Source organism: Streptosporangium sp. G12, assembly GCF_052983175.1.
The window spans coordinates 20,055-46,766 of sequence record NZ_JBRIQO010000011.1; the positions used below are offsets into that span (position 1 = coordinate 20,055).

At 71.3% G+C, this 26,712-nt stretch carries 21 protein-coding genes; 9 read left to right on the top strand and 12 right to left on the bottom strand.

Features of this window, described 5'->3' with window-relative positions:
• Nucleotides 1-2: 2 nt before the first annotated feature.
• Nucleotides 3-1,568 carry a DHA2 family efflux MFS transporter permease subunit gene (locus tag ACVCAG_RS17930; protein ID WP_440084419.1) on the bottom strand — a complete coding sequence of 522 codons (1,566 nt, stop codon included), beginning with the start codon at nt 1,566-1,568 and terminating at the stop codon, nt 3-5.
• Between the two features lie 235 nt (nt 1,569-1,803).
• The gene (locus tag ACVCAG_RS17935) at nt 1,804-3,006 is read right to left on the bottom strand and encodes an MFS transporter (RefSeq protein ID WP_440084418.1); all 1,203 of its coding nucleotides are present in this window, start codon (nt 3,004-3,006) and stop codon (nt 1,804-1,806) included.
• A 371-nt stretch (nt 3,007-3,377) separates the two neighbouring features.
• Between ACVCAG_RS17935 and panB the strand changes: the two genes are divergently transcribed.
• On the top strand, nt 3,378-4,223 hold the full coding sequence (gene panB, locus ACVCAG_RS17940; RefSeq protein WP_440084417.1) for a 3-methyl-2-oxobutanoate hydroxymethyltransferase: 846 nt from the start codon (nt 3,378-3,380) through the stop codon (nt 4,221-4,223).
• 121 nt (nt 4,224-4,344) lie between these two features.
• Here the strand turns inward: panB and ACVCAG_RS17945 are convergent, their stop codons facing one another.
• The 3 genes from ACVCAG_RS17945 to npdG form a co-directional block, all read right to left on the bottom strand.
• Nucleotides 4,345-5,256, bottom strand: coding sequence for a threonine/serine dehydratase (locus ACVCAG_RS17945; RefSeq protein WP_440084416.1), 912 nt, complete (start codon nt 5,254-5,256; stop codon nt 4,345-4,347).
• A 123-nt stretch (nt 5,257-5,379) separates the two neighbouring features.
• Nucleotides 5,380-6,552 (bottom strand): PLP-dependent transferase, encoded by a 1,173-nt coding sequence (locus ACVCAG_RS17950; RefSeq protein ID WP_440084415.1) that lies wholly within the window; start codon nt 6,550-6,552, stop codon nt 5,380-5,382.
• A gap of 247 nt (nt 6,553-6,799) precedes the next feature.
• Complete coding sequence (gene npdG, locus ACVCAG_RS17955; RefSeq protein ID WP_440084414.1) at nt 6,800-7,465, bottom strand: NADPH-dependent F420 reductase; 666 nt, start codon at nt 7,463-7,465, stop codon at nt 6,800-6,802.
• A 122-nt stretch (nt 7,466-7,587) separates the two neighbouring features.
• Here npdG and ACVCAG_RS17960 point away from each other — a divergent pair, with 122 nt between their 5' ends.
• Nucleotides 7,588-8,166 carry a hypothetical protein gene (locus ACVCAG_RS17960; protein WP_440084413.1) on the top strand — a complete coding sequence of 193 codons (579 nt, stop codon included), beginning with the start codon at nt 7,588-7,590 and terminating at the stop codon, nt 8,164-8,166.
• A gap of 55 nt (nt 8,167-8,221) precedes the next feature.
• Here ACVCAG_RS17960 and ACVCAG_RS17965 read toward each other — a convergent pair whose 3' ends face one another.
• On the bottom strand, nt 8,222-9,172 hold the full coding sequence (locus tag ACVCAG_RS17965; protein WP_440084412.1) for a LysR substrate-binding domain-containing protein: 951 nt from the start codon (nt 9,170-9,172) through the stop codon (nt 8,222-8,224).
• Nucleotides 9,173-9,276: 104 nt separating this feature from the next.
• Between ACVCAG_RS17965 and ACVCAG_RS17970 the strand changes: the two genes are divergently transcribed.
• Entirely contained in the window at nt 9,277-9,936 is a 660-nt protein-coding gene (locus tag ACVCAG_RS17970) for a cyclase family protein (protein ID WP_440084411.1), read from the top strand.
• Nucleotides 9,937-9,974: 38 nt separating this feature from the next.
• On the opposite strand, the gene ACVCAG_RS17975 is transcribed toward ACVCAG_RS17970, so the two are convergent.
• Complete coding sequence (locus ACVCAG_RS17975) at nt 9,975-10,157, bottom strand: hypothetical protein (RefSeq protein WP_440065341.1); 183 nt, start codon at nt 10,155-10,157, stop codon at nt 9,975-9,977.
• A gap of 44 nt (nt 10,158-10,201) precedes the next feature.
• On the opposite strand from ACVCAG_RS17975, the gene map reads away from it, so the two are divergent.
• On the top strand, nt 10,202-11,050 hold the full coding sequence (gene map, locus ACVCAG_RS17980) for a type I methionyl aminopeptidase (protein WP_440084410.1): 849 nt from the start codon (nt 10,202-10,204) through the stop codon (nt 11,048-11,050).
• Nucleotides 11,051-11,150: 100 nt separating this feature from the next.
• Here map and ACVCAG_RS17985 read toward each other — a convergent pair whose 3' ends face one another.
• From ACVCAG_RS17985 to ACVCAG_RS18000, 4 genes are all read right to left on the bottom strand, one after another.
• A complete protein-coding gene (locus ACVCAG_RS17985; protein WP_440084409.1) occupies nt 11,151-11,564 on the bottom strand; it encodes an ATP-binding protein in 414 nt (137 codons plus the stop codon).
• A gap of 179 nt (nt 11,565-11,743) precedes the next feature.
• Nucleotides 11,744-13,786 (bottom strand): cytochrome c oxidase assembly protein, encoded by a 2,043-nt coding sequence (locus tag ACVCAG_RS17990; RefSeq protein WP_440084408.1) that lies wholly within the window; start codon nt 13,784-13,786, stop codon nt 11,744-11,746.
• Nucleotides 13,783-14,400, bottom strand: coding sequence for a copper resistance protein CopC (locus ACVCAG_RS17995; protein WP_440084407.1), 618 nt, complete (start codon nt 14,398-14,400; stop codon nt 13,783-13,785). The genes ACVCAG_RS17990 and ACVCAG_RS17995 overlap by 4 nt, the downstream gene beginning before the upstream one ends.
• An 89-nt stretch (nt 14,401-14,489) precedes the next feature.
• Entirely contained in the window at nt 14,490-15,782 is a 1,293-nt protein-coding gene (locus ACVCAG_RS18000) for a helix-turn-helix domain-containing protein (protein WP_447190049.1), read from the bottom strand.
• A 55-nt stretch (nt 15,783-15,837) separates the two neighbouring features.
• Between ACVCAG_RS18000 and ACVCAG_RS18005 the strand changes: the two genes are divergently transcribed.
• The 4 genes from ACVCAG_RS18005 to ACVCAG_RS18020 all read left to right on the top strand — a co-directional run bounded on the left by ACVCAG_RS18005 (nt 15,838) and on the right by ACVCAG_RS18020 (nt 23,382).
• On the top strand, nt 15,838-16,014 hold the full coding sequence (locus tag ACVCAG_RS18005) for a hypothetical protein (protein WP_440084406.1): 177 nt from the start codon (nt 15,838-15,840) through the stop codon (nt 16,012-16,014).
• A gap of 1,148 nt (nt 16,015-17,162) precedes the next feature.
• Entirely contained in the window at nt 17,163-17,768 is a 606-nt protein-coding gene (locus ACVCAG_RS18010; RefSeq protein WP_440084405.1) for a LuxR C-terminal-related transcriptional regulator, read from the top strand.
• A 90-nt stretch (nt 17,769-17,858) separates the two neighbouring features.
• A complete protein-coding gene (locus ACVCAG_RS18015; RefSeq protein WP_447190050.1) occupies nt 17,859-20,924 on the top strand; it encodes an AfsR/SARP family transcriptional regulator in 3,066 nt (1,021 codons plus the stop codon).
• A gap of 226 nt (nt 20,925-21,150) precedes the next feature.
• A complete protein-coding gene (locus ACVCAG_RS18020) occupies nt 21,151-23,382 on the top strand; it encodes a xanthine dehydrogenase family protein molybdopterin-binding subunit (RefSeq protein ID WP_447190051.1) in 2,232 nt (743 codons plus the stop codon).
• 46 nt (nt 23,383-23,428) lie between these two features.
• On the opposite strand, the gene ACVCAG_RS18025 is transcribed toward ACVCAG_RS18020, so the two are convergent.
• Nucleotides 23,429-25,324, bottom strand: a complete 1,896-nt coding sequence (locus tag ACVCAG_RS18025; RefSeq protein WP_447190052.1) for an excalibur calcium-binding domain-containing protein — start codon at nt 25,322-25,324, stop codon at nt 23,429-23,431.
• Between the two features lie 218 nt (nt 25,325-25,542).
• Here ACVCAG_RS18025 and ald point away from each other — a divergent pair, with 218 nt between their 5' ends.
• Nucleotides 25,543-26,661: an alanine dehydrogenase gene (ald, locus tag ACVCAG_RS18030; RefSeq protein ID WP_440084401.1), complete on the top strand. Its 1,119-nt coding sequence runs from the start codon at nt 25,543-25,545 to the stop codon at nt 26,659-26,661.
• Nucleotides 26,662-26,712 lie beyond the last annotated feature (51 nt).

Consider the following 26,712-nt stretch of genomic DNA (forward strand, 5'->3'; position numbering starts at 1 on the left):
TCCTACACTACCGCCGGTTCCTTACCTGGGCTGATCTCCTCGGGGACGGCAGCGGCCCCGGAGGACTTGCCGGGCAGCCACCTGAACACCACCAGGGCTCCGAGCAGCGCGATGACCGCGGAGACGAGGGCGGTGATGTGCATGCCCTCGACGAAGGCGAGCTTGGCCGGTTCGATCAGCGCCGCGCCCCGGGCGCCGAGGCCCTGGGCCACGCCCAGCGTGCCGGTCAGCGACTCGCCCGCCAGGTGCCTGAGCTGGTCGGGCAGGCCCGTCAAGGCCGGGGCGATCTGGTCGCGGTAGGTGGCCGAGAGCAGCGAGCCGAGAAGCGCGACGCCGAGCGCTCCGGCCACCTGGCGGACCGTGTTGCTCATGGCCGAGCCGACGCCGGCCTTCTCCCTGGGAAGCGCCTCCATGATCGCGGTGGTCGCCGGGGGCATGATGTTGGCCATCGCCGCGCCCTGGACGAAGAACACGATCTCCAGCAGGACGACCGGGGTGTGCTGGTCCATCAGCGCGTAGGAGGCCAGCGCGGCGGCCACGACGACCATGCTGACGGTGGCGCTCAGCTTGCCCCCGAAGCGCACGGCCATCTGCTGGCTCAGCGGCGCGAAGATCAGCTGTGCGGCGGCGAAGGGGATCATCAGGGCGCCGGCCTGCAGCGCGCTGAATCCCAGCACGATCTGCAGGTAGAAGACCAGGAAGAACATCGCGCCCATCATCGCGAAGAACACGATGCCGATCATGCCGACCGCGGTGGCGAAGCGCGGGTCGCGGAAGTAGCTGACGTCGAAGGCCGGGTGGTCGATACGGCGCTCGTACCAGACGAAGGCGGCGAGCACGACGATGCCGAGGATGGTCGGTACGAGCACCTCGGCGCTGGCGATCGTGGCCAGTTCCCCGCCCCGGATGATGCCGTAGGTGACGGCGACGAGGCCGATGATGGAGAGGACCACGCCGACCGGGTCGAGCCTGGAGGGCTTGGGATCACGCGACTCGGGCACGACCAGGCTGATGAGCACCATGCTGACCAGCACGATCGGCAGGTTGACCAGGAAGACCGAGCCCCACCAGAAGTGCTCGATGAGCAGGCCGCCGGTGATCGGGCCGATCGCCACGGCCAGGCCCACCCCGCCGGCCCAGACGCCGATCGCCTTGCCGCGCTCCTGCGGGGGAAAGACGTTGGAGATGATCGCCAGCGTGGCCGGCATGATCGCGGCACCGCCGATGCCCATGAACGCGCGGGCGACGATCAGCTGCATGGGGTCCTGGGCGTAGGCGCTGGCCAGCGAGGCCAGGCCGAAGAGCACCATGCCGACCATGAGCATGCGCTTGCGCCCGGTGCGATCGCCGATCACCCCGAAGGTGAACAGCAGGCCCGCGAACACGAGCGTGTAGGAGTTGATCGCCCATTCCAGCTGGCTCTGGGTGGCACCCAGGCCCTCCACGGGGTCGGCGATCGTCTTGAGTGCGACGTTGAGGATGGTGTTGTCGAGCACGACCGCCAGGAGGCTGAAGACCAGCACTCCCAGGATCTGCCACCGCCGCGGGTGACCGAGCTGTTGTTCCACGAAGGCCCCGTATTCGATACGCTTAAGTTTCGAAACACCACCGTAGCGTTGATCATTACGATACGCAACCGTATCGTTTCATATTTGTCGTGAAATATCCCGATCTCAGGGTGCGCCCCCCGAGGTGACGCACCGGGACGGGCGGCGGCCGGGATCGGCGACAGCCCCGACCGGGTACGGCTGGAGCGGTGCCGCCCCCGCGCCGGCGACAGCCCGGAATCGGGTACGGCCGAGGTCAGGCGGCCACCGGGACAGGTTCGTCGGCCACGGCCGCGGTGCGCCGCCAGAACGGCAGGGCGACCAGCACCATCAGCACACCGACCAGCCCGGCGGCGGCGAAGGCCCAGCCGGGACCGGGACCGTCGATGATCACGCCCGCGATGGGCGCCGCGGAGCCGGCGCCGATCAGCAACGCCGTGCCGTGCAGGCCCATCGCCTCGCCACGGGCCCCGGCGGGCACCCAGCGGGTCACGGTCTCGATCGTGGAGGACAGCGCGGGGGCGCACAGCACCCCGGCCGGCAGCAGGGCCAGGACCAGCCAGTGCCAGTCACCGCCGACCAGCCCGACCGGGATGGTGAGCACACCCATGGCGCCGATCAGGATCAGCGGCGACACCCCTCGGGGCAGCATGCCGTACACGAAGCCGCCCATCAGCGAGTAGGCGCACCACAGGCCGATCGCCAGCCCGATCCAGGCGGTGTCGCCGCCCTGCTTCATCGTCGCCACCAGGGACAGCTCGGTGGCGGCCAGCACGAAGGTCGCCGCGACGACCGTACCGAGGAGCCCGAGCATGCCCGGGGTGAGCCACTGGCGCCGCGAGACCTTCCCCGCCACCTCCTGGAGTTCCTCCTCCGAGCGGACGGGCGGGTTCAGCGCGATCAGCGCCACCCCCGAGGCGACCAGACCGGCCGCGACGAGGCCCATGGTGGGCACGCTGCCGAGGATGGTCACCCCCGCGACCGCCAGGGCGGGACCGGCCATGTAGGAGAGTTCCACGATCATGGAGTCGAGGGAGAAGCCCATCCTGCGCCGGTCGACCGGGACCAGCGCCGTGAGGCACTGCCTGATCACGCTGAACACCGGAAGGCTGAGCAGGCCCGCGGGCACCGAGGCCGCGAGCAGCAGGGGGAACGGCATCGCCCACGCGGTGGACCAGAAGGCGAGCTGGGCGAGCGTGGTCACCACCAGCACCGGACGCAGGCCGTGGCTGTCGACGAACCTTCCGGCCAGCGGCGAGCCGACCGCCATCCCCACCGTGCTCGCCATGGTCACCAGACCGGCCGCGGCGAAGCCGAGCCCGAGCCCGCTGGAGTCGACGACGTGCATCGTCAGCGTGATGGCGACCGCGGTCGAGGGGATGCGGGCGACCAGTCCCACCAGCAGCAACGACCGCACGCCCGGGATCGCCAGCAGGCGGCGGTAAGGTTCGAAAGCCATTGTGATTACTTACCTCCGCGAGCATTGTGCCGTACGCCCCTGACACTTCCGCCACTGGATTACCGCGCCGAGGCGCCGCGCACCGCCCGCCGGACACCCCCGACGCACCGCGCACCGCCCGCCACCGCCCTGAACGCGCGCCCGCCGCGCCCGCCCGCGCGGCACCGGCGTGTTCGCCACGGAGTATCGTCCGGACGCGCGCGTCCTCACCCTCCGTTACGGCACCAAAAGGATGAACGTGTCACATACCACCCACACCTGCCCATTGGATTACCACGTCGATCGGGTCTGTTGAACCTGTCGTACGCGTGCAATCATCGAAAACGTCCGGGGACGCCACAGGGGCGCCTCGAGACTTCACTGGAGGTCCCATGTCCTCTTCCGTCACCAACCGGCCGACCTCTCTGTACGGCGGCCAGGCTGGACGAAGGATCACCGTACGCGACGTCGCCGCCGCCAAGGAGCGCGGCGAGCGGTGGCCGATGGTCACCGCGTACGACGCGATGACCGCCAGGGTCTTCGACGAGGCCGGCATCCCCGTGCTGCTCGTCGGCGATTCGGCCGCCATGGTCGTGTACGGGTACGACTCGACACTGCCCGTGTCGGTGGACGATCTCATGCCCCTGACGGCGGCCGTGGTCCGCGGTTCCTCCCGCGCGATGGTCGTGGCCGACCTGCCGTTCGGTTCCTACCAGTCATCTCCCCAGCAGGCCCTGGAGACGGCCGCCCGATTCATGAAGGAGGCCGGGGCCCACGCGGTCAAGCTCGAGGGCGGGCGGCGGGTGCTTCCCCAGGTCGAGGCCCTGGTCTCGGCAGGCATCCCGGTGATGGCCCACCTGGGCCTGACCCCCCAGTCGGTCAACGCGCTCGGCGGCTACCGCGTGCAGGGCCGCGGCCAGTCGGGCGACGAGCTGATGGCCGACGCCAAGGACCTGGAGTACGCCGGGGCGTTCTCGGTGGTCCTGGAGTGCGTTCCCACCGATCTGGCCGAGCGGGTCACCGCGTCCCTGTCGATCCCCACGATCGGCATCGGTGCCGGGCCCGGCACCGACGCGCAGGTCCTCGTCTGGCAGGACCTGATGGGCCTGACCGCAAGCCCCGCCAAGTTCGTCAAGAAGTACTTCGACCTGGCCCACGAGATGGACAGGGCCGTGCGCAGCTTCGCCGACGAGGTGTCGACCGGCGCCTTCCCCGCCGCCGAGCACAGCTACCGCTGACCGGCCGGGACCGCGCCGCCCCCGGGCGCCGCGGAACCGGTGACCACCGCTGAGCCGCCCCGGCGCCCCAGGAGAACCTGGCGGCACCGGGGCGTCCCTCTCGTACGGAACGTACGAGAGGTCAGACGAGCGTGGCGGGGTCGGTGTTGGCGCCGCACACGACGACGGCCACCCGCTCGCCGGGGGCCGGGGTGTAGGCGCCGGACAGCAGGGCCGCGTACGCCGCGGCGCCCGCGTGCTCGGCGGCGATCCTGTGTCCCCGCCACAGCTCGCGCCGCGCCTCGACGATGGCCTCGTCGGAGACCAGGAGGCTTCGCACCCCCGCCGCGCTCGTGATCTCGCAGGCGATCTCGCCCGCCCGGCTGGCGCCCAGGGCGTCGGCCCCCACCCCCGAGACCTCGACGCCGACCGGCCCGCCGGCCTCCAGGGCCCGGTGCAGGGTCGGGATGAGCTCGGGCTCGACGGCGACCACGCGGGCCCGGCCGCCGAGGGCGACGGTGATCCCGGCGACGAGCCCGCCGCCGCCGACCGCGACGACGACCGTGTCGACACCCCCGGTCTGTTCCAGGATCTCCAGGCCGACCGTGCCCTGCCCCGCGACCACCTCCGCCTGGTCGTAGGCGTGGATGTCCAGGGCTCCGGTCTCGGACGCGCGCTTGACCGAGGCCTCGTACGCGTCGGCGTAGACGGCGCCGATCTGGGTCACCCGCGCGCCCAGCGCGCGCAGCCCGGCGACCTTCACCGGGCTGGACACCGTCGGTACGAAGATCTCCGCCTGGACGCCGAGGCTGCGCGCCACGTACGCCACCGCCAGGCCGTGGTTGCCCCCGCTCGCCGCGATCAGCCCGGCCTCGGGGATCCTCTCCGAGGCCAGGGCGCGGTTGAAGCCTCCGCGCGCCTTGAACGACCCCGAGTGCTGCAGTCCCTCCAGCTTCAGGAACAACCCCGGCGACACCTCGACCACCGGTGTACGCAGGACATGCCCGGCGATGCGCCCGGCGGCCCGCTCCACGTCCTCGATCGACACGCTCACGCGCGCTCCCTCCCTGCAAAGCGATCCGGAGGCGGCCGCCCGGTCCTGCGGGCGGCCCCGCGCCGCAGTGTAGGAGACGGCGCGGGCCGTGCTCCCGGCGGCCTCAGGAGGCGTCAGGAGGCGTCAGGAGAGCGCCTGCTCGAAGTCGGCCCACAGGTCCTCGACGTGCTCGATGCCGACCGCCACCCGCACGGTGCCCTCGCCGATCCCGTGCCGGGCGAGCTCCTCGGCCGTCAGGGAGCGGTGGGAGGTGGTCGCGGGGTGCAGGATGAGGGTCTCGACGCCGCCGAGGGACGGGGCCAGCAGGGCCAGCTTCACCGAGCTCATGAACCGCTCCCCCGCCTCCCGCCCGCCCGCCAGGTCGAAGGAGAAGACCCCCCCGAAGTCGGGCAGGAGCTTGGCCGCCAGCTCGTACGAGGGGTGCGAGGGCAGTCCCGGCCAGTGCACGACGGAGACGGCGGGGTGGGCGTTCAGGCGGGTGGCCAGCTCGCGGGTGTTGGAGCAGTGGCGCTCCATCCGCAGCGGCAGCGTCTGGATGCCGCGCAGGGTGAGCCAGGCGGCGAACGGGTCCGCGGTGGCGCCCAGCTTGGTGGAGAAGGACCACACCTTGCGGTACAGCTCGTCGGAGGCGAAGACGGCGATTCCGCCGAGCACGTCGGTGTGCCCGCTCAGGTATTTGGTCGTGGAGTGCACCACGATGTCGGCGCCGTGCTCGATCGGCCTGCACAGGATCGGGGAGGCGAAGGTGTTGTCGACAACCGAGACCAGTCCGGCCTCACGGGCCGCGGCGCACATGCCCGGCAGGTCGGCGACCTGGGTCACCGGGTTGGCGATGGTCTCCAGGTAGACCAGCCTGGTCTCCGGCCGCACGGCCTCGCGCAGCGCCGCCGGGTCGTCCTCGGGGACGTAGGAGACCGAGATCCGGAACCGCGCCACCAGGTCGTTGATCATCGCGGCGGTGCCGCCGTAGAGCGGCTTCTGCGCGATCAGGTGGTCGCCGGGCTCGAGCAGCCCGAGCAGTACGGAGTTGACGGCTCCCATCCCGGAGCCGGTGGCCACGGCGCCGACGCCGCCCTCCAGCCCGGCGACGGCCTCCTCCAGGGAGCGGACCGTCGGGTTCGACAGCCGCCCGTAGACGAAGGCTCCGTCCGGACGGCCCATCCCGTCGGCGAAAACGGCCGGGTCGTCGAAGACGAACCCGGAGGTCTGGTAGAGCGGCACCGTGATGGGACGGCTGCCGTTCAGGGGCGGCTGGGGCAGGTGGACGGTGCGGGTCTCCGGACGAAAATCAGTCATGCGTCAAGAATGTCCGGTTAACTAGCTATTTGTCAGATCCAATCAGGCAAGATTGGCCCGCCTCGGGGATCGGATCCGGCCGATCGGTCACCGGCCGAGCCTGAATCCCTCACCGCCCCCGCACCCACGCGACCGGCCACCAAAGCGTTCCCGGGGCCACTCCACGGGGCACCGAACCGCGCGGCCGGCCGGTGAGGCGACGACCACGGACGGAGGCCCGCTCGTCGCGGGCCGGAACGCCGCCCCGCTAGACGTCGGTGACGCGCAGGCCCGCGTGGGCCTTGTAGCGGCGGTTGATCGAGATGAGGTTGGCGGTCAGCGCCTCGATCTGGTGGGCGTTGCGCAGGCGGCCGGCGTACACGCCGCGCGCGCCGGGAATCCGGCCCGCCAGCGCCTGGACGGTGTCGGTGGCCTCGCGGTCGTCACCCGCCACGAGCACGTCCAGGGCGATCTCCTCGACCTCGGGATCCAGCAGCAGGACGGCCGAGACGTGGTGGAAGGCGGCGACCACGCGGCTGTCGGGCAGGACGGCGGCCGCCTGCTGGGCGGCGCTGCCCTCCTCGACCGCGAGCGCGTAGGCGCCCTGCTTGTCGAACCCGAGCGGGTTGACGCAGTCGACGACGATCTTCCCTGCCAGCTCGGAGCGGAGGGACTCCAGCGTTGAGCGGTGCCCGTCCCAGGGAATGGCCACGATCACCACGTCGGCCTCGGCCGCCACGGCCGGGTTGTCCGCGCCGCGCACCGATCCGCCGATGCTCTCCGCCGCCGCCTGAGCCCGTTCCGCGCTCCGCGAGCCGATCAGCACGGTGTGCCCGGCGAGGGCGAACCGCCGGGCCAGGCCCTTGCCCTGGTCGCCGGTCCCGCCCAGGATCCCGATCGAGATCTTGCTCACGTCCGGAATGTCACTGCTCACTCGCCGCTCCTCATCGTCCCCGGTCGCTCAGGGCCGGACTCCATCGACCATATCGCCTGTCCAGATCATCTCAGGGTCGCGTTTCCGGGATCGGCGCGGGGTGTCTGGGGCACGATGGTGCGATGGACGCTGGGTCGGTGACGCTGCTGCGTGAAATCCTGGCCTCGACCGGCTGGGTCGAGCGGACCCGCGAGCTGGGCCTCGCCCTCCGCGCGACGCGCTCCCCCGGCGGGCTGCTGGTGGTCGGTACGCCTCAGGAGGAACCCTGGCACCTGACCGCGCACCTGAGCGACGAGGCCAGGTTCTCCGGGATGCCCCAGCTCACCCCGACGCTGGTCCGCTGGGCGCCCGCCCCGGGAGCGCCCGAGCACCTGCGGGTCGGGCTGGAGCGGATCGAGCGGGCCGGGCGGGGCGAGACGCTGTTCGTGGTGGCCGAGGAACGCGCCCCCGAGGCCCTGCTGGAACGGGTGAGCGACGCCCGCAGGACCGGTACGACGATCCTGGCCCTGGACGGCGGCGACCCGGATCTGACGGGTCTGGCCCACGACGCGCTGACGGTCCCCGAGCGGGCGCCGTTCTCCTTCGACGGAGCCCAGCACCTGGTGAGCATGGCCGCGGGCGAGGTCGCCCGTCGTCCCGGCCCGCGCGACCGCCTGGCCAGGCTGCTGGAGCGGATCAGCGGCCCGCGGGTCACCGACTAGGCCCTCGGAGCGCCGGCCGGCCCTCGCCGACCGGCCCTCGCCGGCCGAGACACGGCTAGGAGGCGTTCCAGCGCGCTCCGAGCCGTCCCGACAGCTCCTCTGCCGCGTCCCTGAGCGCCGCGATGACCACGGCCTGCACCGGGTCGGGCTCACCCGAGCGGGTACGGCCGAGGCGGGTCACCGCGTCCAGCTTCCTGGCGCCCACGTTGGGGATGCCCGTGACGACGACCTCGCCGTCCGGGACGTCGAGCAGGGCCAGCGACGGCACGATCGCCACCCCGTGCCCCGCCGCGACCAGGGCGAGCGTGGGCGGGAACTCCTGGATCATGTGCACCCGGCGCGGGGTGAATCCGTGCAGGGCGGCGAGCCGCTCCAGGGCGTGGCCGCAGGCCTGGTCGGGCGGCCCGGCGATCCACGGCACCCCCGCCAGGTCCGCGACCTGGCGCGGGACCTCCGCCCAGCCCGGCGGGGCCACGATCCGGTACTCGTCCACGTAGAGGGGGTGGGAGACGATGGACTGCCGCGCCGCGACGGTCTCGCCGGCCTTGTCGGCGTCCTCCTCGGTGAGGGCGAGGTCGACCCCGCCGAGGCGGAGCTCCTGCAGCGCGGGCGGCCCGTACAGTTCCCGGATGTGCGGCGTGATCCGGGGGTGGCGCTCGGCCAGCCTGCCCAGCGCGGGCACCAGCAGGTGCCGGATGACCGTGGGGAACGCGGCGATCGCCACCGGCCCGGCCAGCCGCTCGGTGAAGCGGATCAGCTCCCGCCTGGCCTCGCCCAGCTCCTCCTCGACGCGCTCGGCGTATCCGGCGAGGACCCTGCCCGCGGGAGTGAGGGCGACCCGGCGCTGCGACCTGTCGATGAGGGAGAGCCCGACCTCCCGCTCCAGGAGCGCGAGCTGCTGCGAGACCGCCGAGGCCGTCAGGTGGAGCGCCTCCGCCGCGCGCATGACGCCGCCACGACGGGCGACCTCGTGGAGCACCCGCAGCCTCCGGGGGTCGATATCCATGCAGCTCAGCTTACGTGGATATTAAGAAAACTTTATTTGCCCTTTAACGAGCGGGGTGGAAATCATGGGGTCATGAGCTTCTCACGGAAGAAGGTGAGCACCCCGTGACCCGGCTGGTCGAGCTGAGCCACCGCATCACCGAGGGGATGATCACCTACCCCGGCGTCCCCGGCCCCCGCCTGGGCGTGCACCTGAGCCGGGAGGCCTCGCGGGAGGTCTACGCCCCGGGCACGGAGTTCCACATCGGCAGCGTCGAGCTGGTCGCCAACACCGGCACCTACCTCGACACCCCCTACCACCGCTACCCGCAGGGGCCCGACCTGTCGGGGATGCCGCTGGAGTCGCTCGCCGACCTGCCCGGCCTGGTCGTACGGGCCGAGGGGGCGCCCTCCGTGGGGCTCGACCGGTTCGCGGGGCTGGACGTGCGCGGCAGGGCCGTACTCCTGCACACCGGCTGGGACCGGCACTTCGGCACCGAGACGTACTTCCACGGCCACCCCTACCTCGAACCGGAGGCGGCCCGCTGGCTCGCGGAGCGGGGACCCGCGCTCGTCGGCATCGACAGCCTCAACATCGACGACACCCCGCCCCGCGGTGAACGTCCCGCGCACACGCTGCTGCTCGGAGCGGGCATCCCGATCGTGGAGCACATGACGGGGCTGGCCGCGCTGCCCGGTAGCGGGTTCCGCCTCCACGCCGCACCACCGCTGCTGGCCGGCCTGGGGACCTTCCCCGTCCGCGCGTACGCCGTCGTGGACGGCTAGCGGCCGGCCGGCGACCAGCCGACGACAGGCCGACGACCTCAGTCGTCCCCGTCCCAGGCGCGGTCGTTCTTCTTCCACTCCTCGTTCCTGTCGGCCGCGGTCTTCAGCGCGGCGGCCGCCGCGTCACGGGTCGGGTACGGTCCCATCCGGTCCTTGTTCGGGCACCCGTCGTCGGGCTCGACGGCCATGTGCGTCAGGCAGAACCACCATTGATCACTCATGCGGCAATACTGCCCAGTGGGAAGCACAACTAGACTGGGGGACCATGACGACACTGCTCCAGCCCGGGCGGATCTCTCCCATCCGCAAGGTGCCCTCTCACATCCAGCGGCCGGAGTACGTCGGGAAGAAATCCCCGAAGACCGGGGAGTCCGACGTCAAGACCCCCGAGATCATCGAACGGATGCGGGTCGCGGGCAGGCTGGCGGCCCAGGCGCTCGAAGAGGTCGGCAGGCACGTGGCACCCGGCGTCACCACCGACGAGCTCGACCGGATCGGCCACGAGTTCCTCTGCGACCGCGGCGCGTATCCCAGCACGCTCGGCTACCGCGGGTATCCCAAGTCGCTGTGCACCTCGATCAACGAGGTGATCTGTCACGGCATCCCGGACGACACCGTGCTGCGCGACGGCGACATCGTCAACATCGACATCACCGCCTTCATCGGCGGCGTGCACGGCGACACCGACGCCACCTTCCTGGTCGGCGACGTGGACGAGGAGTCACGCCTGCTGGTCGAGCGCACCCGCGAGGCCACCAACCGGGCCATCAAGGCCATCGCCCCCGGCCGCCAGCTCAACGTGGCCGGCCGCGTGATCGAGGCCTACGCCAAGCGGTTCGGCTACGGGGTGGTCCGCGACTTCACCGGCCACGGCATCGGCACCACGTTCCACTCGGGCCTGATCGTGCCCCACTACGACGACCCGTCACTGGCGGTCACGCTGGAGCCGGGCATGACGTTCACGATCGAGCCCATGCTGACGCTCGGCACCATCGACTACGACATCTGGCCCGACGGCTGGACCGCCGTCACCAAGGACCGCATGCGGACCGCCCAGTTCGAGCACACCATCCTGGTGACCGAGACCGGCCACGAGATCCTGACACTCCCCTGAGCCGCCGGTCCGCTCCGCGGCCACACACCTCCGAACTGGGAGAACATCGAGATCTCCCAGCCTTGCGAGCCCCCTCCCGCAGGTGGGCGCCCGATCCGGGCTAGTCCTGGCAGGGCACCACGCAGGTGACGGTGGTTCCCTCGCCGGGAACGCCGTTGACACTGCACGAACCGCCGAGCTGTTCGAAATGGGCGCGCATGGCGGCGACACCCCGGCCCTTCGCCTCCCCGAAGAAGCCGATGCCGTTGTCACTCACCGTCATGCGCAGGCCGCCACGCCCGAAGGTGACGGCGACGGAGACGACACGGGCACCGCTGTGCCGCTCGACGTTGGACAACGCCTCCCCGAGCGCGGCCAGCACGGCTCTGGCGACCCCGGGCGGAACGTCCTGGGCGGGCAGTGCCCAGATCTCGACGGCGACCCCGGTGCGCTCGGCCCATTCGGTGAGATGCTCTTCGAGCGCCTGGGCCAGGCTCCGGCTGCGGCCCTCACGTACGCGCACTTCCTCGGACACAGCTCAACCTTCCTGATGCACATTGCAGCCACCGGCCCCCCGACCGGATGTGTGACTGGGCGTGGCGCGCGGTGAAAAAAAGCGCTGCACCCGCTGCGGTGAGCACGAGCCCCCTGGAATACAGGCTACCGGGAGGTGTCCAGGAGAGAGCTCGAAGATAGAAGGGCGTAGCCGTCCGGCTACTCCGCGCCGTCGCGCCTGTTGAGTTTGGCCAGGTAATCATTGTAGGCGTCGAGCTGGGCATCACCACTGCCGCCATGGCGGGCCGCGGCGGCGTCGGCGCGACGGTCGGCGCGGCGGGCCCCGCGGTCGTCGTGGCGCCACCACTGGAAGGCCAGCGCGAGGAGCACGATGAGGGTCGGGATCTCACCGAACCCCCAGGCGATGGCGCCGCCGGTCTGCTGGTCCTCGATCGCGGACGCGCCCCAGGTGCGGCCGAGCTGGTCGTACCAGTCGGAGGCCAGCACGGTGGTCATGCTCATCAGCGCGATGCCGAAGAACGCGTGGAACGGCATGGTCACGAACAGCAGGATGAGCCGGGCCACGTGCGGCAGCCGGTATGGGGCGGGATCGACCCCGATGATCACCCAGAAGAACAGGCACCCGCTGAGCAGGAAGTGCACCGTCATCACGATGTGGCCGAGGTGCTCCTCCATCGCGGCGGCGAACAGCGGCGTGAAGTACAGCGCGTAGGTGGAGACGATGAAGATCGCGGTGGCGATCGCCGGATGGGCGATGACGCGGACGAACCTGCTGTGCAGGATCGTCGTCAGCCACTCCCTGGGCCCCCGGTCGCCCCTGCGGGCGGCGGGGCGCAGGGCGCGCAGCGCCAGGGTGACGGGCGCGCCGAGCACGAGGAAGATCGGCACCATCATCGACAGCGTCATGTGCTCGGCCATGTGCGCGCTGAACAGCACCTTGGCGTAGCGGGCGACACCGCTCTGGGTGGCGATCAGCAGGATCAGCACGCCGGTGAACCAGGCGGCCGTGCGGCCCTTGGACCAGGAGTCGCCGCGCCGGGCGAGTCGTACGACACCGGCGAGGTAGAGACCGGCCAGCAGGGCGACGAGCGTGCCGGAGAACAGGTCGAACCACCACAGCGTGGCCAGGTTGGCCAGCGAGATCTCCGGCGGCATGGTGTAGCCGAGCACGTCGAAGGCCCTGTCGACGGGCAGGACCGCCGGGGGCGGCGCGGTGCGGGACAGCGCGACGGCCAGCCCGACGGCCGCGAACATGACGACGATCTCGCCGGCGGCGAAGCGGAGGAACGTACCGGATCCGCCCGCCGCGAGCAGCGGCAGGGTCCGCCTGCGGTGCCACCAGCCGACGGCGCCGAGCAGCGCGAACGCGACGGTCTTGGCCACCAGCAGCAGGCCGTAGGCGGAGGTGAACAGCTCGGAGACCGCGCTGAGCCTGGCCAGGACGCTGAAGAGGCCGGACAGCCCCACCCCGACGAAGCACCACAGCGCCAGGGCCGAGAAGCGGGCGACGGCGATCTCCAGATGCGGCTGGCGGCGCAGCGCGTGCGCGCAGAGCATGCCGAGGCCGCCCACCCAGAGCGCGAGGACGACCAGGTGGACGGCGACACCGGTGGTCGCCAGGTCGTGGTTGGGCGAGGAGGAGGAGTGGCCGGTCAGCGCGGGCGGGAGCATGGTCGCCAGGGCGAGGACCAGCAGGCCGCCGGCCGTGCCGGCGGTGATCGCCCCACGGGCGAAGAGCGCGATCGCGACCGAGAACAGCACGACCAGGGTCAGCGAGATGCCCTGGGAGACCTGGCTGGCGAAGCTGGTGAGCTCGTCGCCGCCGAGCACGTCGGCCACCGGCATCCCGAACGCCTCCGAGAGGCTGAACACCATCGTGGCGGCGGCGGCCCCGGCCCAGACGAGGGCGATCCAGGAGGCGGCCTTGACGTAGCCGAGAGCGGATTTGCCCAGCAGGCCCTTGTCGTTGGGGAGCAGGATCGCGGCGGCCAGGAGCGCGCCGACGGTGAGCACGCCCGCCGCGTCCATCGTCAGCTTCGCCAGCGGCAGTCCCCAGCGGGTGAACGCGCCCTGGTCGGGCAGGCCGGGAATGATGCGCGGGCTCGCGACGCCTCCGGCGATCATGGCGATCACCAGGGCGGCGACGGCCGCCCCCGCGCCCACCAGGGCGAGCCTCACGACCCGGTCGTTCCGCGGCGCCTCGACCTGTGCCGCCTGCGCGGCCCGCGCGGTCTTGCTCATGGCTGCTTCCTGCCTCGCATGCTGAAGAACAGGCCGATGCCGATGCCGGTCAGGCCGCCGACGACGATCCACATCCAGCCGGGCACGCCCCCCGAGGAGCCGGCGTCCTCGGACTCTCCCGCCGCGGCCGGGCCGAGCGTGGCGGCCGGTGTGCTCGCGGCGGGGCCGCCCCCGGTGGCCGTGCTCTCGGCGGGGTCCGGGGACGACAGGGTCTCCGAGGACGGCGAGGACGGCGACGGGGAGGGGCCCGCGGAGCCGAGCAGGGTGAAGGGGATCTCCCCCTCGATCGGATGACCGTCGGAGGAGGTGACGCGGTAGGCGATGACGTACTCGCCGGGAGGGAGATCTCCCTTGACCTTCTGGGTCACCACGGAGCCGTCTGCGACGGCCTTGCCGTCCTGGTGGTTCTCGTCCCCGGAGCGGACGATGACGTTCGGGAAGCGCACCGTGGCGCTGAACGTCAGCTTCACCTCCTCCAGGTTCTCGACCTTCGCGCCCTTGGCCGGGTCGCTGCTCTTGAGCCGGTCATGGGCGAGGGCGGGCGAGGCGAAAGCCGTGCCGAGAACGAGGGCGACGAGAAGCGCGAGGGCGACCGCGACAGGGGAAGTCTTCATGGCAACCACAAGGCTACCGACGCGACCACGCGGTCTCGACCCCCCTGTCCGGTCTACGGCCTCGGGCGGGTCGCCCTCGCCGCCCCGATCTACAGCCCGACGCAGGCCATCGCCCGCTTGTAGGCGTCGACGCTCCGGTCCGGCTTGTCGATCCGCTCCAGGACCCGGGCCGCGGTGAGCCAGGCCTGGGCGGTGAAGTGGGTCTCCGGCGCCTGCTCCAGGCATTCGGCCCCGGCGAACAGCTCCCGCGAGGCCTCCGCCTGCAGGCCCAGCGCCGCGAGGGTCTCGCCGTGCAGCAGGCGGGCCTCCGCCTGCAGGGCCTTGGGCATGCCGTCGAGCAGGTCGCAGATGAAGCGCATGCGCTCCTCGGCCCGCTCGGGCTCGGCGAGCAGCAGATCCACCCGGACGAGGTTCATCGCGCAGCGCATCTTGTCGATCGAGCTGGCGGAACTCTCCGCCAGTTCCTTCTCCACCTTCAGCAGCACGTCGCGCCAGGTCTTGGCCTCCATGGGCCGGGCGATCAGCATGACCTGGGCGTAGTCGTTGCGCAGCCGGGCCAGCCGCCACGGGTCGCCGTACTCGGACTGGATGGCCAGGGCGCGCTCGGCGTGCGTGACCGCCTCGTCGGCGTGACCGGTCTCGATGGCGACGATCGCGGCTTCCCAGTGTGCCAGGGTGAGCGCCAGCGGGCTGGCCAGGAGCTCGGCGGCGGCGATCAGCTCGGCGGCGAACTGGCGGGCCCTGAGCAGGTCGCCGCGGTCGATGTAGGCGGCGAGGAGCTGGATGCCCAGCCTCATGAGGCCGTCGGTCCAGGCGGGACGGACCGCGCCGATGAGGATCTGCTCGGGGACCTGCATCGCCCGGGCCAGGTCTCCCTTCTCGCGGTAGCAGCGCGAGAGCACGACGGCGACCGCGACGTGACGCTCGGGGTTCGTGGTCGCCGTGTCGTTCTCGCGGAGCCCGTTGAGCAGGACGATCGCCTGGTCCAGATCGCCGCAGGCCTCGGTCGCGAGGGCCAGGCCGTACTCGACGTCCTGCCGCAGCTGGGGCAGGCCCGCCAGTCCGCTGTCGGCGAGAAGCTCGGCGTAGCGGGTGCGGGCCTCGACGACCTCGCCGTTGTCCAGGGCCATCTTCGCGTAGTTCAGCGCGAGCTCGATCTCCTGCATCTGCTCGGCCGTGACGCCGTTGATCAGATAGGTCAAGGAGCAGTCGAGTTTTTCGGCGAGAAGCTCCAGCACCGCGGGTGTCGGAGTACGCTTGCCACTCTCGATGAGAGAGACGTAACTGTCCGACAGTTCGGGATGAGCGAGCTGCGCCTGGGAAAGACCACGTTGCCGACGGACGGTTTTGATGCGCTGCCCCACCAAGTCTTGACCAGTCACGTTACCCCTTGAAAGATATCATTTGAGCAGCAGAACCTACGACAGGAGTCTCCCCGTGCGCCGACGTCTTGCCTTGTCTGCCCTCGCCATGCTGTTTGCGGCCGCTTTTGCCGTCACCGGCAATGTTACGACCGAGAGTGCTGATTCGTCTGCCCCCACGAAGGACCACGGTCAGTATTCTTTGCAGGCGGGCGTTGCCCAGGCCAGCCTGGGCTGGGGACACGGCGGCTGAGCGAAGGCTCAGCCAGTCCGAAAGACAAGGAACGAAACGACCCACCGCCCGCGTGGAGAGCTTTCAGCCAGCGAGCCGCTCCATACGGCGGAACCGGTGTCCTCGCACCGGAGTGAGCGTGCAGGCGTTCGTCATGCACGCTCCAACGAGAACGGGACCCATTTGAAGATCGGGGCGTCCTCGCCCCGAGATTCGGTGCCACCGATCGCGGCCGAGCCGGGATCCGAACCCTTCCGCGAAGATCGTTGTTTTTCGCGGGGGATCCCGGCCGGCGGAACACCCGCGTATGGTTCGCATTACATACGTACGGCTTCATCGCAGGTCACGGCTCACGGGCCACCCGGCCCGGGTCAAGGGTGCCGATGACGGCCCCTCGGCCCCTCTCGTCAGCGTCATACCGTTTCCATTCACCCCGTCGCCGACCGGTCCGCAGGCCGGTCGGCGCGGCGGTCCCCGTGTCACCGGCCGCCTCCCCGGGCGCCTTCACTTTTCGAACCGGTTATTACCCTGAAAATATATTGAAATAATCCATCATCAAGTCGATGTCCTAAAGCGGTCAGCCGGATTCCCAGAAGGCGGGCGGCCGGTTTGTCATGGGCACGAAGAAGGTATTCGGCCATGCGGATCCGTGAAAAACCGGGAAAGCGGCCTGTCCCCAAGGACGGGAAACATGATCCATACTCCGGGAAACCCCGTGAACACGCTCCGCCCGTGCACCCGCGGCCGCCTCGTCCTCCCTGAGTTCCGGCCTCCCGCGCCCGACGCCGCGAGCGTCTCTAGGTGATCTCTAGGATCACCTGCGACAGTAAAGCGGCGAGAACTCCGGAAAGATCCGGCGGGGACCGGTGACGGGGTCCGTTTCCCCGGGCCCGGCCCGAGAGGGCCTTCTCCTGGCGCCTCCCCCGCCCCACCGGCCCGGACGACAGGATGGAGGGACCATCGATGGGCGGCTCCCCCTCACGCGCGTACGACGGTGACGACCGCTTCCCCGCGCGTGCGGTTCTCCACCTCTTCCCCCGCTTCCCCCGCGTGGAACGGCTCCTTCCCGGTGTGGGACGTCTCGGAGACCCGTCGCGGCGCGGTCCGGCGGCGACGTGCGCCGGGAGGAACACGGACGCGTCCGGTCCGGCACGGTTCGCGAGCGGCACATGACCCACTCCTTACCCGCCTCTCCCTCCGCGGGAGAGCGGTCCCAGGTCCGGTACGACGCCGAGACCCTCTGCTCGTCCGCACGGCGGACGATCGTCATGTTCCTTCCTGAGCCGGCGAGGAACACCGCGTTCCTCCAGATTTTCGATTCCGCCGTCATCCCGCCGGGGGTGCGGACGAGGATCGTGGTCGATTCGCCGTACGAGACGGCCGGTCTCCCCGCGTCCGTGGAGCTGAGGATCGACCCGCTGATCTCCGAGAGATTCCTGGTGATCGACGATCACATCGCCTTGACGGGCCACGCCTCCCGGATGGCCGTGGTGCGCGCCCCCGTGCTGGTCTCGTTGCTGGGAGACCTGTTCGAGCACGTCTGGTCACGTGCCGAGCGGCGGCCCCGGGAGTGGAAGGCGCCGTTCTCGCTGACGGAGCAGGAGAAGACCGTTCTGAGAATGGCCGCGGAGGGCATGACGGACGAGGTGATCGGCCGCCAGCTCGGGCTCACCTCCCGCACCGTACGCCGTCACATGGCCAACGCGATGGAGCGGATCGGGGCGCAGAGCAGGCTCCAGGCGGGGGTCCGGATCGCCAAAGCGGGGATCGTCTAGGTGGTTCGCGGGAAATCCTGCGTCGCGAACCCGTCGGATAGTGTCTTCCTCACGACTTCGCTGCGCCATGCCCGACCGCGTGGAGGTCTGATGGACGAGACGCGCACCACCGCTCCCGTCGGGGAGAACCTCCCGGTGGAAAAGCTCGGCATTGACATTCTTGGGCCCGTGACCGGCCGGAGGGGCTCACAGCGGCTCGAGCTGGGAGAACCCAGGCGACAGGCCGTCCTCTGCGTCCTGGCGATCAATGCCGGTCAGGTCGTCACCAAGGAGAAGCTGATCGACGGGGTGTGGGGGGAGAGCCCGCCGAAGACCGCGGAACAGAGCGTCTACACCTACGTGTCCGGACTGCGCAGGACCCTGGACCCGGACCGGGATCCGCGCAGGCCTTCGAGGGTGCTGGCCTCCGTCTCGGGCGGATACTCGTTGCGGCTCGCACCCGAGCAGGTGGACGCCCTGGTGTTCGAACAGTGTCTCGACCTGGCGCGGAAGGCGCACGCGGACAACGCGTACGAGACCGCCCTGCGGTCTCTGGACAGGGCCGTGGGACTGTGGCGCGGCACCTGCCTGAGCGGCGTTCCCGGCCCGTCCGCCGAGCTCGAGCGGCACAGGCTGGGCGAGCTGCGCCTGACCGCGCTGGAGTTGCACACGGACCTGCTGCTCCTGCTCGGGCGTCCCCAGGAGGCCGCCGCCCGGCTGGTGCTCCTGACCTCCGAACACCCGCTGCGTGAGCGGCTCCGCGAGCTGTACATGATCGCGCTCTACCGCTGCGGCCGGCAGGTGGAGGCGCTGAGGGTCTATCAGGAGACCCGGCGCCTGCTCGCGGAGGAGTTCGGCATCCAGCCGCACGAGAGTCTGCGCAGGTGTCACGAGCTGATCCTGCGCGCCGACCCGCTGCTCGACCTGCCCTCGGCTCCTCCCACCGCCCCGGAGCCGGTCGCCGCCCCCGCCCCGACGCCCGTCCCCTCTCCCCAGGGCTCCGGGAACCGCGAGAGCTCCCGGAACGCCGGCTCCGGAGGCTCCACGAAGCCGCAGGCCGGTGAGCGAGGATCCTCGAGTTCGCGGCGCCGCACAGCCCCGAGGACGAAGACGGCTCACCAGTTGCCACGTGACCCCGTCGACTTCGTCGGACGCGCGGAGGAACTCGTACGGCTGAGAGGACTGCTCTCCCCCTGGGACGGTGGCCCGCCGCACCACGTCGTCGCGATCACCGGAGCACCCGGATCCGGCAAGTCGACCCTGGCCATCCGGACCGCGCACCTGGTACGCGACCGTTTTCCCGACGGGCAGCTGTACGCGAACCTGCGCGGGGCGACACCGGGCATGAAGCGGCTCGAACCGGCCGAGGTGATCAACAGGTTCCTGCGCGACCTCGGCATGCCCCCGCACGCCATCCCCGCGGACGTCGACGAGGCCGCGGCGCTGTGGCGCGGCGAGCTCGACGGCCGCGAGATGCTCATCGTGCTGGACGACGCCGCCGATCTGGCCCAGATCCGCCCGCTGCTGTCCGTGCCGATGGGCAACGCGATCCTGACGACCAGCCGGGAGAGCTTCACCCTGCTCGACGACTGCGCCCGCGTGCCGATCTCCGGGATGCGGCGGACCGAGTCCTCCGCGATGCTCGCGAAGCTGATCGGGGCGGAGCGGGTCGCCGAGGACGCCCGGGCCACGAGGCGCCTGATCGATCTGTGCGGAGGCCTGCCGCTGGCCGTCGGCATCGCGGGAGCCCGGCTGGCGAACCGGCCGCGCTGGAACGTGACCGATCTGGTGGTCCGGCTGGACGACGAGCACGGGCGGTTGCGGGAGCTGGCGGCGGGTGATCTCGCGGTGAGGTCCAGCCTGGCGGTCAGCTACGACATGCTCGCCGGCAGCGACCACCTCCTCGACCGGACGGCCGCCCGCGCGCTGCGCGCGCTCGGCGTGCTGCAGACGGCCGACGTGACGGCGCACATCGTCGGCGCCCTGCTGGACGTCCCGGTGGAGACGGCGGAGCAGGCCATGGAACGGCTGGTCGACGCGCATCTCTCGGAGATGGACGAGCCGGGAAGATACCGGCTGCACGACCTCGTGCGGCTGTTCGCCAAGGAGCGGGCCGCGCAGGAGGAGCCGGAGGCCGACCGCGACGCCGCACTGGACCGGGCGCTGAGCTCGTACGTCGGGACCACCCGCCTGGCCATGAAACTGGGCCGCTACCCCCGCCCGGCCTCGACGGACGTCGATCTCAGCGCCGCCCCCCTCCCCCTCGCCTCCGACGAGGAGGCCCGCGAGTGGCTGGACCGGGAACAGGCCAATCTCCTGTCCGCCGTCTCCCAGGCGATATCCGCCCCCCGGGAGCGGACCGCCCGTCTCGGTGTCGCCCTGGTCCTCGCGCTGTTCTGGCATCTCCACCACGCCGCTCTCCTCCCCTGGCTTCTCGCGATCAGCCCGCAGATTCTCGCGATCGGGCGGCGGCTGGACGATCGCGGCCTCGAGGCGAACGCGCACCACGTGGAGGGCATCCTGAGGAACACGGTCAACCGCCCGGAGGAGGCCGTGCCCCACTTCCAGCGGCAACTGATCCTGTGCCGCCGGCTGTCCGACTCTCACGGGGAGCAGAAGGCGCTGGGCAGTCTCGCCATGAACTACCTCGAGCTCGACCGCTACCAGAAGGCCATCGACTGCGCCAGGAAGCAACGGAAGATCGCGAACGCGATCGGGCACGGGTCGGGCGAGGCCTACGCGCTCACCATGATCGGCGCGGGGTACAACGGCCTGCGCCGGTTCGGACAGGCACGGGCGGCACTGGAGGAAGCCCTGCTCAAGTGCCGGGTGAGCGGCAACGTCTACCAGGAGTCCTCCGTGCACAACAGGTTCGGGGACCTCTACCTCAACCTGGGGGACGCCGAGTCCGCCAGAGCGTCCTTCGAGGCCGCCCTCGACTGTGCGCGCGTCGTGCGGCTGAACGTCGCCGAACCGTACCTGTTCCTCGGCATGGCCCGATCCCTCCGGCTCCTCGGTGAGACGGAACACGCCTCGGCCTACCTGGCGCGCTCCCTCGCGATGGCCAGGGAGGTGGGAAACGAGGAGGTGGAGAAGCAGGCGCTGGTGGAGGAGGCGGCCATCCTGGGCTCCCGGGAAAAGCCGATCACGCTCATGGGCCAGGCGATGCTTCTCTGAGCTTCCCCGAGCTTCTCTGAGCTTCTCTGACCCCGCAGGCGGGCACACGCGCGACGCTTCTCCGGGTACCGCGCAGCCGGGCACACGTGCGCGGCCCGGCACGACCGCCGGACACGAGCGGCCCGGCACGGCGGCCGGCACAACCGCAAGATTCGCCAACGGTCACCCCCCGCGTTCCGTCGTGCCTGCCATGTCCTCCCCCGGACCCGGCTGATGTACTGCTGGAATGAGCGGCATCGAAACACGGCGGCATCGCGGCGTCGGCGAGAGCGTCCTGCGTCCCGACGGGACGCTGAAGGTGACGGGCGAGTTCGCCTACTCGTCCGACCTGTACCTGGCGGACATGATCTGGGGGGTCACCCTCCGCAGCCCGCACCCGTCGGCGTGGATCCGCTCGATCGACATCGGCCCCGCGCTGGCCATGCCCGGCGTGTACGCGGTCCTCACCCACGAGGACGTGCCGGGCGCGAAGTTCTACGGCCTGGACCACCGGGACCAGCCGGTGCTCGCCGTCGACCAGGTCCGCTACCAGGGCGAGCCGGTCGCGTTGGTCGCGGCCGACCATCCCGAGCGCGCCCGGCGGGCGGCCGAGGCCGTCGTCGTGGAGTACGAGGTCCGCGAGGCCGTCACCGATCCGCGCCGGGCCGCCTTCGACGCCTCCTGCCCCTCGGTCCACGAGAGCGGCAACGTGCTGCGCCACCAGCCGATCCGGGTCGGCTCCTCGTTCGAGGCCCCCGTGGTCGTCACCGGCGAGTACGAGGTCGGCATGCAGGACCAGGCCTTCCTCGGCCCCGAGTCCGGGCTGGCCGTACCGGCCGAGGACGGCGGGGTGGACCTGTACATCGCCACCCAGTGGCTGCACGCCGACCGGGAGCAGATCGCGCCGTGCCTGGGGCTGCCCGAGGAGAAGGTACGGCTCTCGCTGGCCGGGGTGGGCGGGGCGTTCGGCGCCCGCGAGGACCTGTCCATGCAGGTCCACGCGTGCATGCTGGCCCTGCGCACCGGCCGTCCCGTGAAGATCGTCTACAACCGTGAGGAGTCCTTCTACGGCCATGTCCACCGCCATCCGGCCCGGATGCGCTACGAGCACGGCGCCACCCGCGACGGCGGGCTGCTGTACGTCAGGGCGGAGATCCTGCTGGACGGCGGCGCCTACTGCTCCACCTCTCCCGCCGTGGTCGGCAACGCGGCCTCCCTGGGGGTGGGCCCGTACGAGGTGGACAACGTGTGGATCGACGCCTACGGCGTCTACACCAACAACCCGCCCTGCGGCGCGATGCGCGGCTTCGGCGCGGTCCAGGCCTGTTACGCGTACGAGTCGCAGATGGACAGGCTGGCCGAGGCGTGCGGGATCTCCCCGGTCGAGGTCAGGGTCCGCAACGCCGTCTCCCAGGGGTCGGTGCTGGCCACCGGGCAGGTGATCGACTCACCCGCGCCGCTGGCCGAGATGCTCAGGGAACTCGCCGCGATGCCGCTGCCCGCCCCGCCGGACGCCTCGGATGTTCCGGGTGTCCCGGATCTGCGGAACATGCCGGGCGGAGTCTCGCAGACCACCCACGGCGAGGGGGTGCGGCGCGGTGTCGGGTACGGCGTGGGCATCAAGAACATCTGCTTCTCCGAGGGCTTCGACGACCACTCGACCGCCAGGGTGAGGGTGGAGCTGATCGGCGGCGAGCCGCATGTCCTGGTGCACACGGCGGCGGCCGAGGTGGGGCAGGGCCTGCTGATGGTCCAGGAGCAGATCGCCAGGACCGAGCTGGGGATCGACGCGGTGACGGTCGCGCAGGCCGACACGTCGGTCGGCTCTGCCGGGTCCTCGTCGGCGTCGCGCCAGTCCTACGTCACCGGCGGCGCGGTGAGGGCGGCCTGCGAGGCCGTGCGGGAGCGGCTGGCGAAGCTGACGAGCGACGGGTCGTCGCTGGTGGAGGCGCTGGAGCGGGCCGGGGCGGTGGAGGAGACGAGGGAGTACCGGCACCGGCCCACCTTCCCCCTGAACCCGGTCACCGGGCAGGGCGACTCGCACACCCAGCTCGCCCTGTGCGTCCACCGGGCCGTGGTGGACGTGGACGTGGAGCTGGGACTGGTCAAGGTGGTGGAGCTGGCGGCCGTCCAGGACGTGGGCAAGATCATGAACCCGCTGGCGCTGGAGGGGCAGATCCACGGCGGCTCGGCCCAGGGGCTGGGGCTGGCGCTGATGGAGGAGATCCAGGTCCGCGACGGGCTGGTGCTCAACCCGTCGTTCACCGACTACCTGATCCCCACCATCCTCGACATGCCGCCCATGCGGCTGTCGATCATGGAGAATCCCGACCCGAACGCCCCCTACGGCCTGCGCGGCGCGGGCGAGCCGCCCACGCTCTCCTCCACCCCCGCGGTGGCCGCCGCCGTACGGGCCGCCACCGGCCTGCGGCTGCCCCGGGTGCCCATCCGCCCCCATGACATCGCCCTGGAGGGGTGACTCCCTCCGTGAAGGAGGGGACCCGGAGGCATCGCGCCGGCCGGGGTCAGCCGGCGTCCTCCTGCTCGCAGACGACGCCGTCCTTGTCCCCGTCGATGTACCACTGGTACTCCTCGTGGATGTCCCGGGTGTAGGGGCCGTATCCGTTCTCCGTCGCGGCCTTGCAGCTGGAGAACCTGCGGTCGACGCCCTCGCCGGACGCGTTCTGCGAGGTGTCCCCGGTGGTGTCCGCCGGGCGGTTCGCGTCGGCCCCGGCGGTGTTCGTGGTGGCCGGGCCGGTGGCCGGCGGGGTCACGGGCTGGTTCGCCGGGGGGGTCACGGGCTGGTTGGCCGGAGGGGTCACGGGCTGGTTGGCCGGAGGGGTCGCGGCCGGGCCGTCCGACGGGGTGAAGACCGACGCGCTCGGCTGCGTGCCGCCCGTCGGCTGCGGGGCGACGGCCCCCGAGCCGAGCAGTCTGACGACCATCGCGTCCGCCTGCTCCTTGGTGAAGGACCCGGCGATGCTCAGGCTGTCGTCGGTGATCGCCTGGGCGACCCGGGGGGCCGCCACCACCTTCTGTCCCACGACGATCGCGATCTGCTGCCTGACCGGGTCGTCCTCGTTGACCGCCTCCGCGGTCAGGTCGTTGATCTGCTCGCGGAAGGCGGGCGCGAACGCGATCCTGACCGAGTAGGCGCCGCTCTTCTCCTGGATCGCCTCGATCTTCCGTACGGCGTTCACGTTGACCCCGGCGGCGACCGAGTAGCAGGTCTGCCCGAGGTCGTCGGGATAGGTCTCCGGAACCGTGCAGGCTCCGGGCTTCGCCTCGATCACCGGGGCGAAGTGGAGGGGGGTCGCGAGCCGCTTGGGCGGCGTGGCACCGAGCGGCATGTCGGGGTTGCGGGTCATGAGCACCGCGATGGTGCCGAGCACTCCGGTGATCAGCACGACGACGACCAGGACGGTCACCAGGATCGCGGTGGTGACCCGGCTCGCCCTGGGCTCCCCGGGCGTCCCGTCCGGCGACTCCCCGGCCCGCCGCCCGCCGCTCCCGGGAACCCCCGCCCCGGGCCCGCCCGCTCCCGGCTCGCCCGGTCCCTGGCCGGTGGGCGCCTGCCCCTCGGCGAGCGCCAGGGTGTCGGCATCGGGGCCACCCGGGCCCTCGGGAACCGAGCCCCCCGGACCGCCGGAGCCCCGCCCGCCGAGGGGGGTCCCCCCGAAGGCCGGATCGCCGATCCTCGTACCCCCGGGGCCCAGGGGGTCGGGGCCGGGATCGCCGAGCCCCGCACCACCGGCGCCGAAAGCCTCGGAGCCGGAACCTCTGGCGCCGAAAGCATCGAAGTCAGAACCACCGGACCCGGCACCGGGACCGCCGAAGGCGTCGAAGTCAGAACCACCGGACCCGGCACCGGGACCGCCGAAGGCGTCGAAGTCAGAACCACCGGACCCGGCACCGGGACCGCCGAAGGCGTCGAAGTCAGAACCACCGGACCCGGCACCGGGACCGCCGAAGGCGTCGAAGTCAGAACCACCGGACCCGGCACCGGGACCGCCGAAGGCGTGGAGGCCGGAACCACCGGGACCGGGGCCCTGAACGGGGCCGCCGAAGGCGTCGAAGGAGGAACCGCCGGGACCGGAGCCGGCGCCGCCGAAGGCGTCGAAGGAGGAGCCGCCAGGGCCGGGAACGGGGCCGCCGAAACCCCGATCGCCGCGACCCGGCTCGTCGAAGCCGGCCGGACCGCCGGGGCCGGCGGGGGCGGCAGGGGCGGCAGGGGGGCCGTCGTCCGATTTCCCCGCACCGCGGGCGTGGCGTCCGGGCGAGGCGCCAGGGCGGCCCGGCGGGGTGAAGGCGTCATAGGAGCCGGAGGAGGACCACGGCTCGTCAGAGGGGTCGTCAGGCCCGGCTGGAGGTCCCTGCGGTACGGGCGGCCCACCCTGCCCCGCGTGCATCCCCATCGTCATATCCCCGTATTCCTCGCATCTGTTCGCGGCGAGCCTACCGATCGGCGCGGGGAGCCGGTAACCCCGCACGTCGCGACGACTCCCGGGAGACCGAACGTCGACGACCGCTGACGGAATGTCATCGACCTCGACCCCATTCCTGCCACCCCGTGCGTGACCGCCCCCTTTCGGGGAACGCACAGTGAAGAAGAGGACACGCGCCCACCCTTGGAGGAGCCGTGAAGATCTCCGTTCCCCGTGAGGTCAAGAACCACGAGTACCGCGTGGCGCTGACCCCCGCCGGGGCCCACGAGTTCGTCCGGCACGGCCATCAGGTCTTCGTCGAGAAAGACGCCGGGACGGGATCTTCCATTCCCGACGCCGACTTCCAGAGCGCCGGCGCGACCATCCTCGACTCGGCCGACGACGTGTGGGCCGCGGGAGACCTGGTCCTGAAGGTCAAGGAGCCGGTTCCCGAGGAGTACCACCGGATGCGCAAGGGCCAGGTGCTCTTCACCTACCTGCACCTGGCCGCCTCGCCCGCGTGCACCCGCGCCCTGCTCGACGCCGGGGTCACCGGCATCGCCTACGAGACCGTGCAGAACGCGAACGGCTTCCTGCCCCTGCTGGCTCCCATGTCGGAGGTGGCCGGGCGGCTCGCCCCCCAGGTGGGGGCGTACCACCTGATGCGCCAGGGCGGCGGGCGCGGCGTGCTGATGGGCGGGGTGTCGGGCGTGCACGCGGCCAGCGTGGTCGTGATCGGCGCCGGGGTCTCCGGCATGAACGCCGCGGTCATCGCGCTGGGCATGCAGGCGGAGGTGCTGCTGCTGGACCGCGACATCGACAGGCTCCGCCAGGCGGACGTGATCTACAAGGGCCACTGCAAGACCATCGCCTCCACCACGTACGAGATCGAGCGGGCGGTGCTGAACGCGGACCTGGTCATCGGCGCGGTGCTGGTACCGGGCGCGAGGGCGCCCAAGCTGGTCGACAACCAGCTGGTCTCACGGATGAGGCCGGGATCGGTCCTGGTGGACATCTCCATCGACCAGGGCGGCTGCTTCGAGGACTCCCGGCCCACCACCCACGCCGAGCCGACCTACCGGGTGCACGACTCGGTGTTCTACTGCGTGGCCAACATGCCGGGCGCGGTACCGCACACCTCGACGTACGCGCTCACCAACGTGACCGTCCCCTACGCGCTCGCGATCGCCCACCTGGGCTGGCGGGAGGCCCTGCGGAGCGACCCGGCGCTGGCGCTGGGCCTGAACACGCACGGGGGGCACCTGACCAACCGGCCCGTGGCCGAGGCTCACGGGCTGGAGGCGGTGCCCCTGGAACGGATCCTGCGGGCCTAGCGGCCGGGACGCCTCGTCAGGACGGCGTCACCGGCGTCCGTACCGGCTGTA

Bases quoted from the DNA above. Each gene is read 5' to 3' on its own strand.
- ACVCAG_RS17935 (WP_440084418.1), bottom strand. From the start codon at position 3,006: ATGGCTTTCGAACCTTACCGCCGCCTGCTGGCGATCCCGGGCGTGCGG.
- panB (WP_440084417.1), top strand. From the start codon at position 3,378: ATGTCCTCTTCCGTCACCAACCGGCCGACCTCTCTGTACGGCGGCCAG.
- ACVCAG_RS17950 (WP_440084415.1), bottom strand. From the start codon at position 6,552: ATGACTGATTTTCGTCCGGAGACCCGCACCGTCCACCTGCCCCAGCCG.
- ACVCAG_RS17960 (WP_440084413.1), top strand. From the start codon at position 7,588: ATGGACGCTGGGTCGGTGACGCTGCTGCGTGAAATCCTGGCCTCGACC.
- ACVCAG_RS17965 (WP_440084412.1), bottom strand. From the start codon at position 9,172: ATGGATATCGACCCCCGGAGGCTGCGGGTGCTCCACGAGGTCGCCCGT.
- ACVCAG_RS17975 (WP_440065341.1), bottom strand. From the start codon at position 10,157: ATGAGTGATCAATGGTGGTTCTGCCTGACGCACATGGCCGTCGAGCCC.
- map (WP_440084410.1), top strand. From the start codon at position 10,202: ATGACGACACTGCTCCAGCCCGGGCGGATCTCTCCCATCCGCAAGGTG.
- ACVCAG_RS17990 (WP_440084408.1), bottom strand. From the start codon at position 13,786: ATGAGCAAGACCGCGCGGGCCGCGCAGGCGGCACAGGTCGAGGCGCCG.
- ACVCAG_RS17995 (WP_440084407.1), bottom strand. From the start codon at position 14,400: ATGAAGACTTCCCCTGTCGCGGTCGCCCTCGCGCTTCTCGTCGCCCTC.
- ACVCAG_RS18010 (WP_440084405.1), top strand. From the start codon at position 17,163: ATGACCCACTCCTTACCCGCCTCTCCCTCCGCGGGAGAGCGGTCCCAG.
- ACVCAG_RS18015 (WP_447190050.1), top strand. From the start codon at position 17,859: ATGGACGAGACGCGCACCACCGCTCCCGTCGGGGAGAACCTCCCGGTG.
- ACVCAG_RS18020 (WP_447190051.1), top strand. From the start codon at position 21,151: ATGAGCGGCATCGAAACACGGCGGCATCGCGGCGTCGGCGAGAGCGTC.
- ACVCAG_RS18025 (WP_447190052.1), bottom strand. From the start codon at position 25,324: ATGACGATGGGGATGCACGCGGGGCAGGGTGGGCCGCCCGTACCGCAG.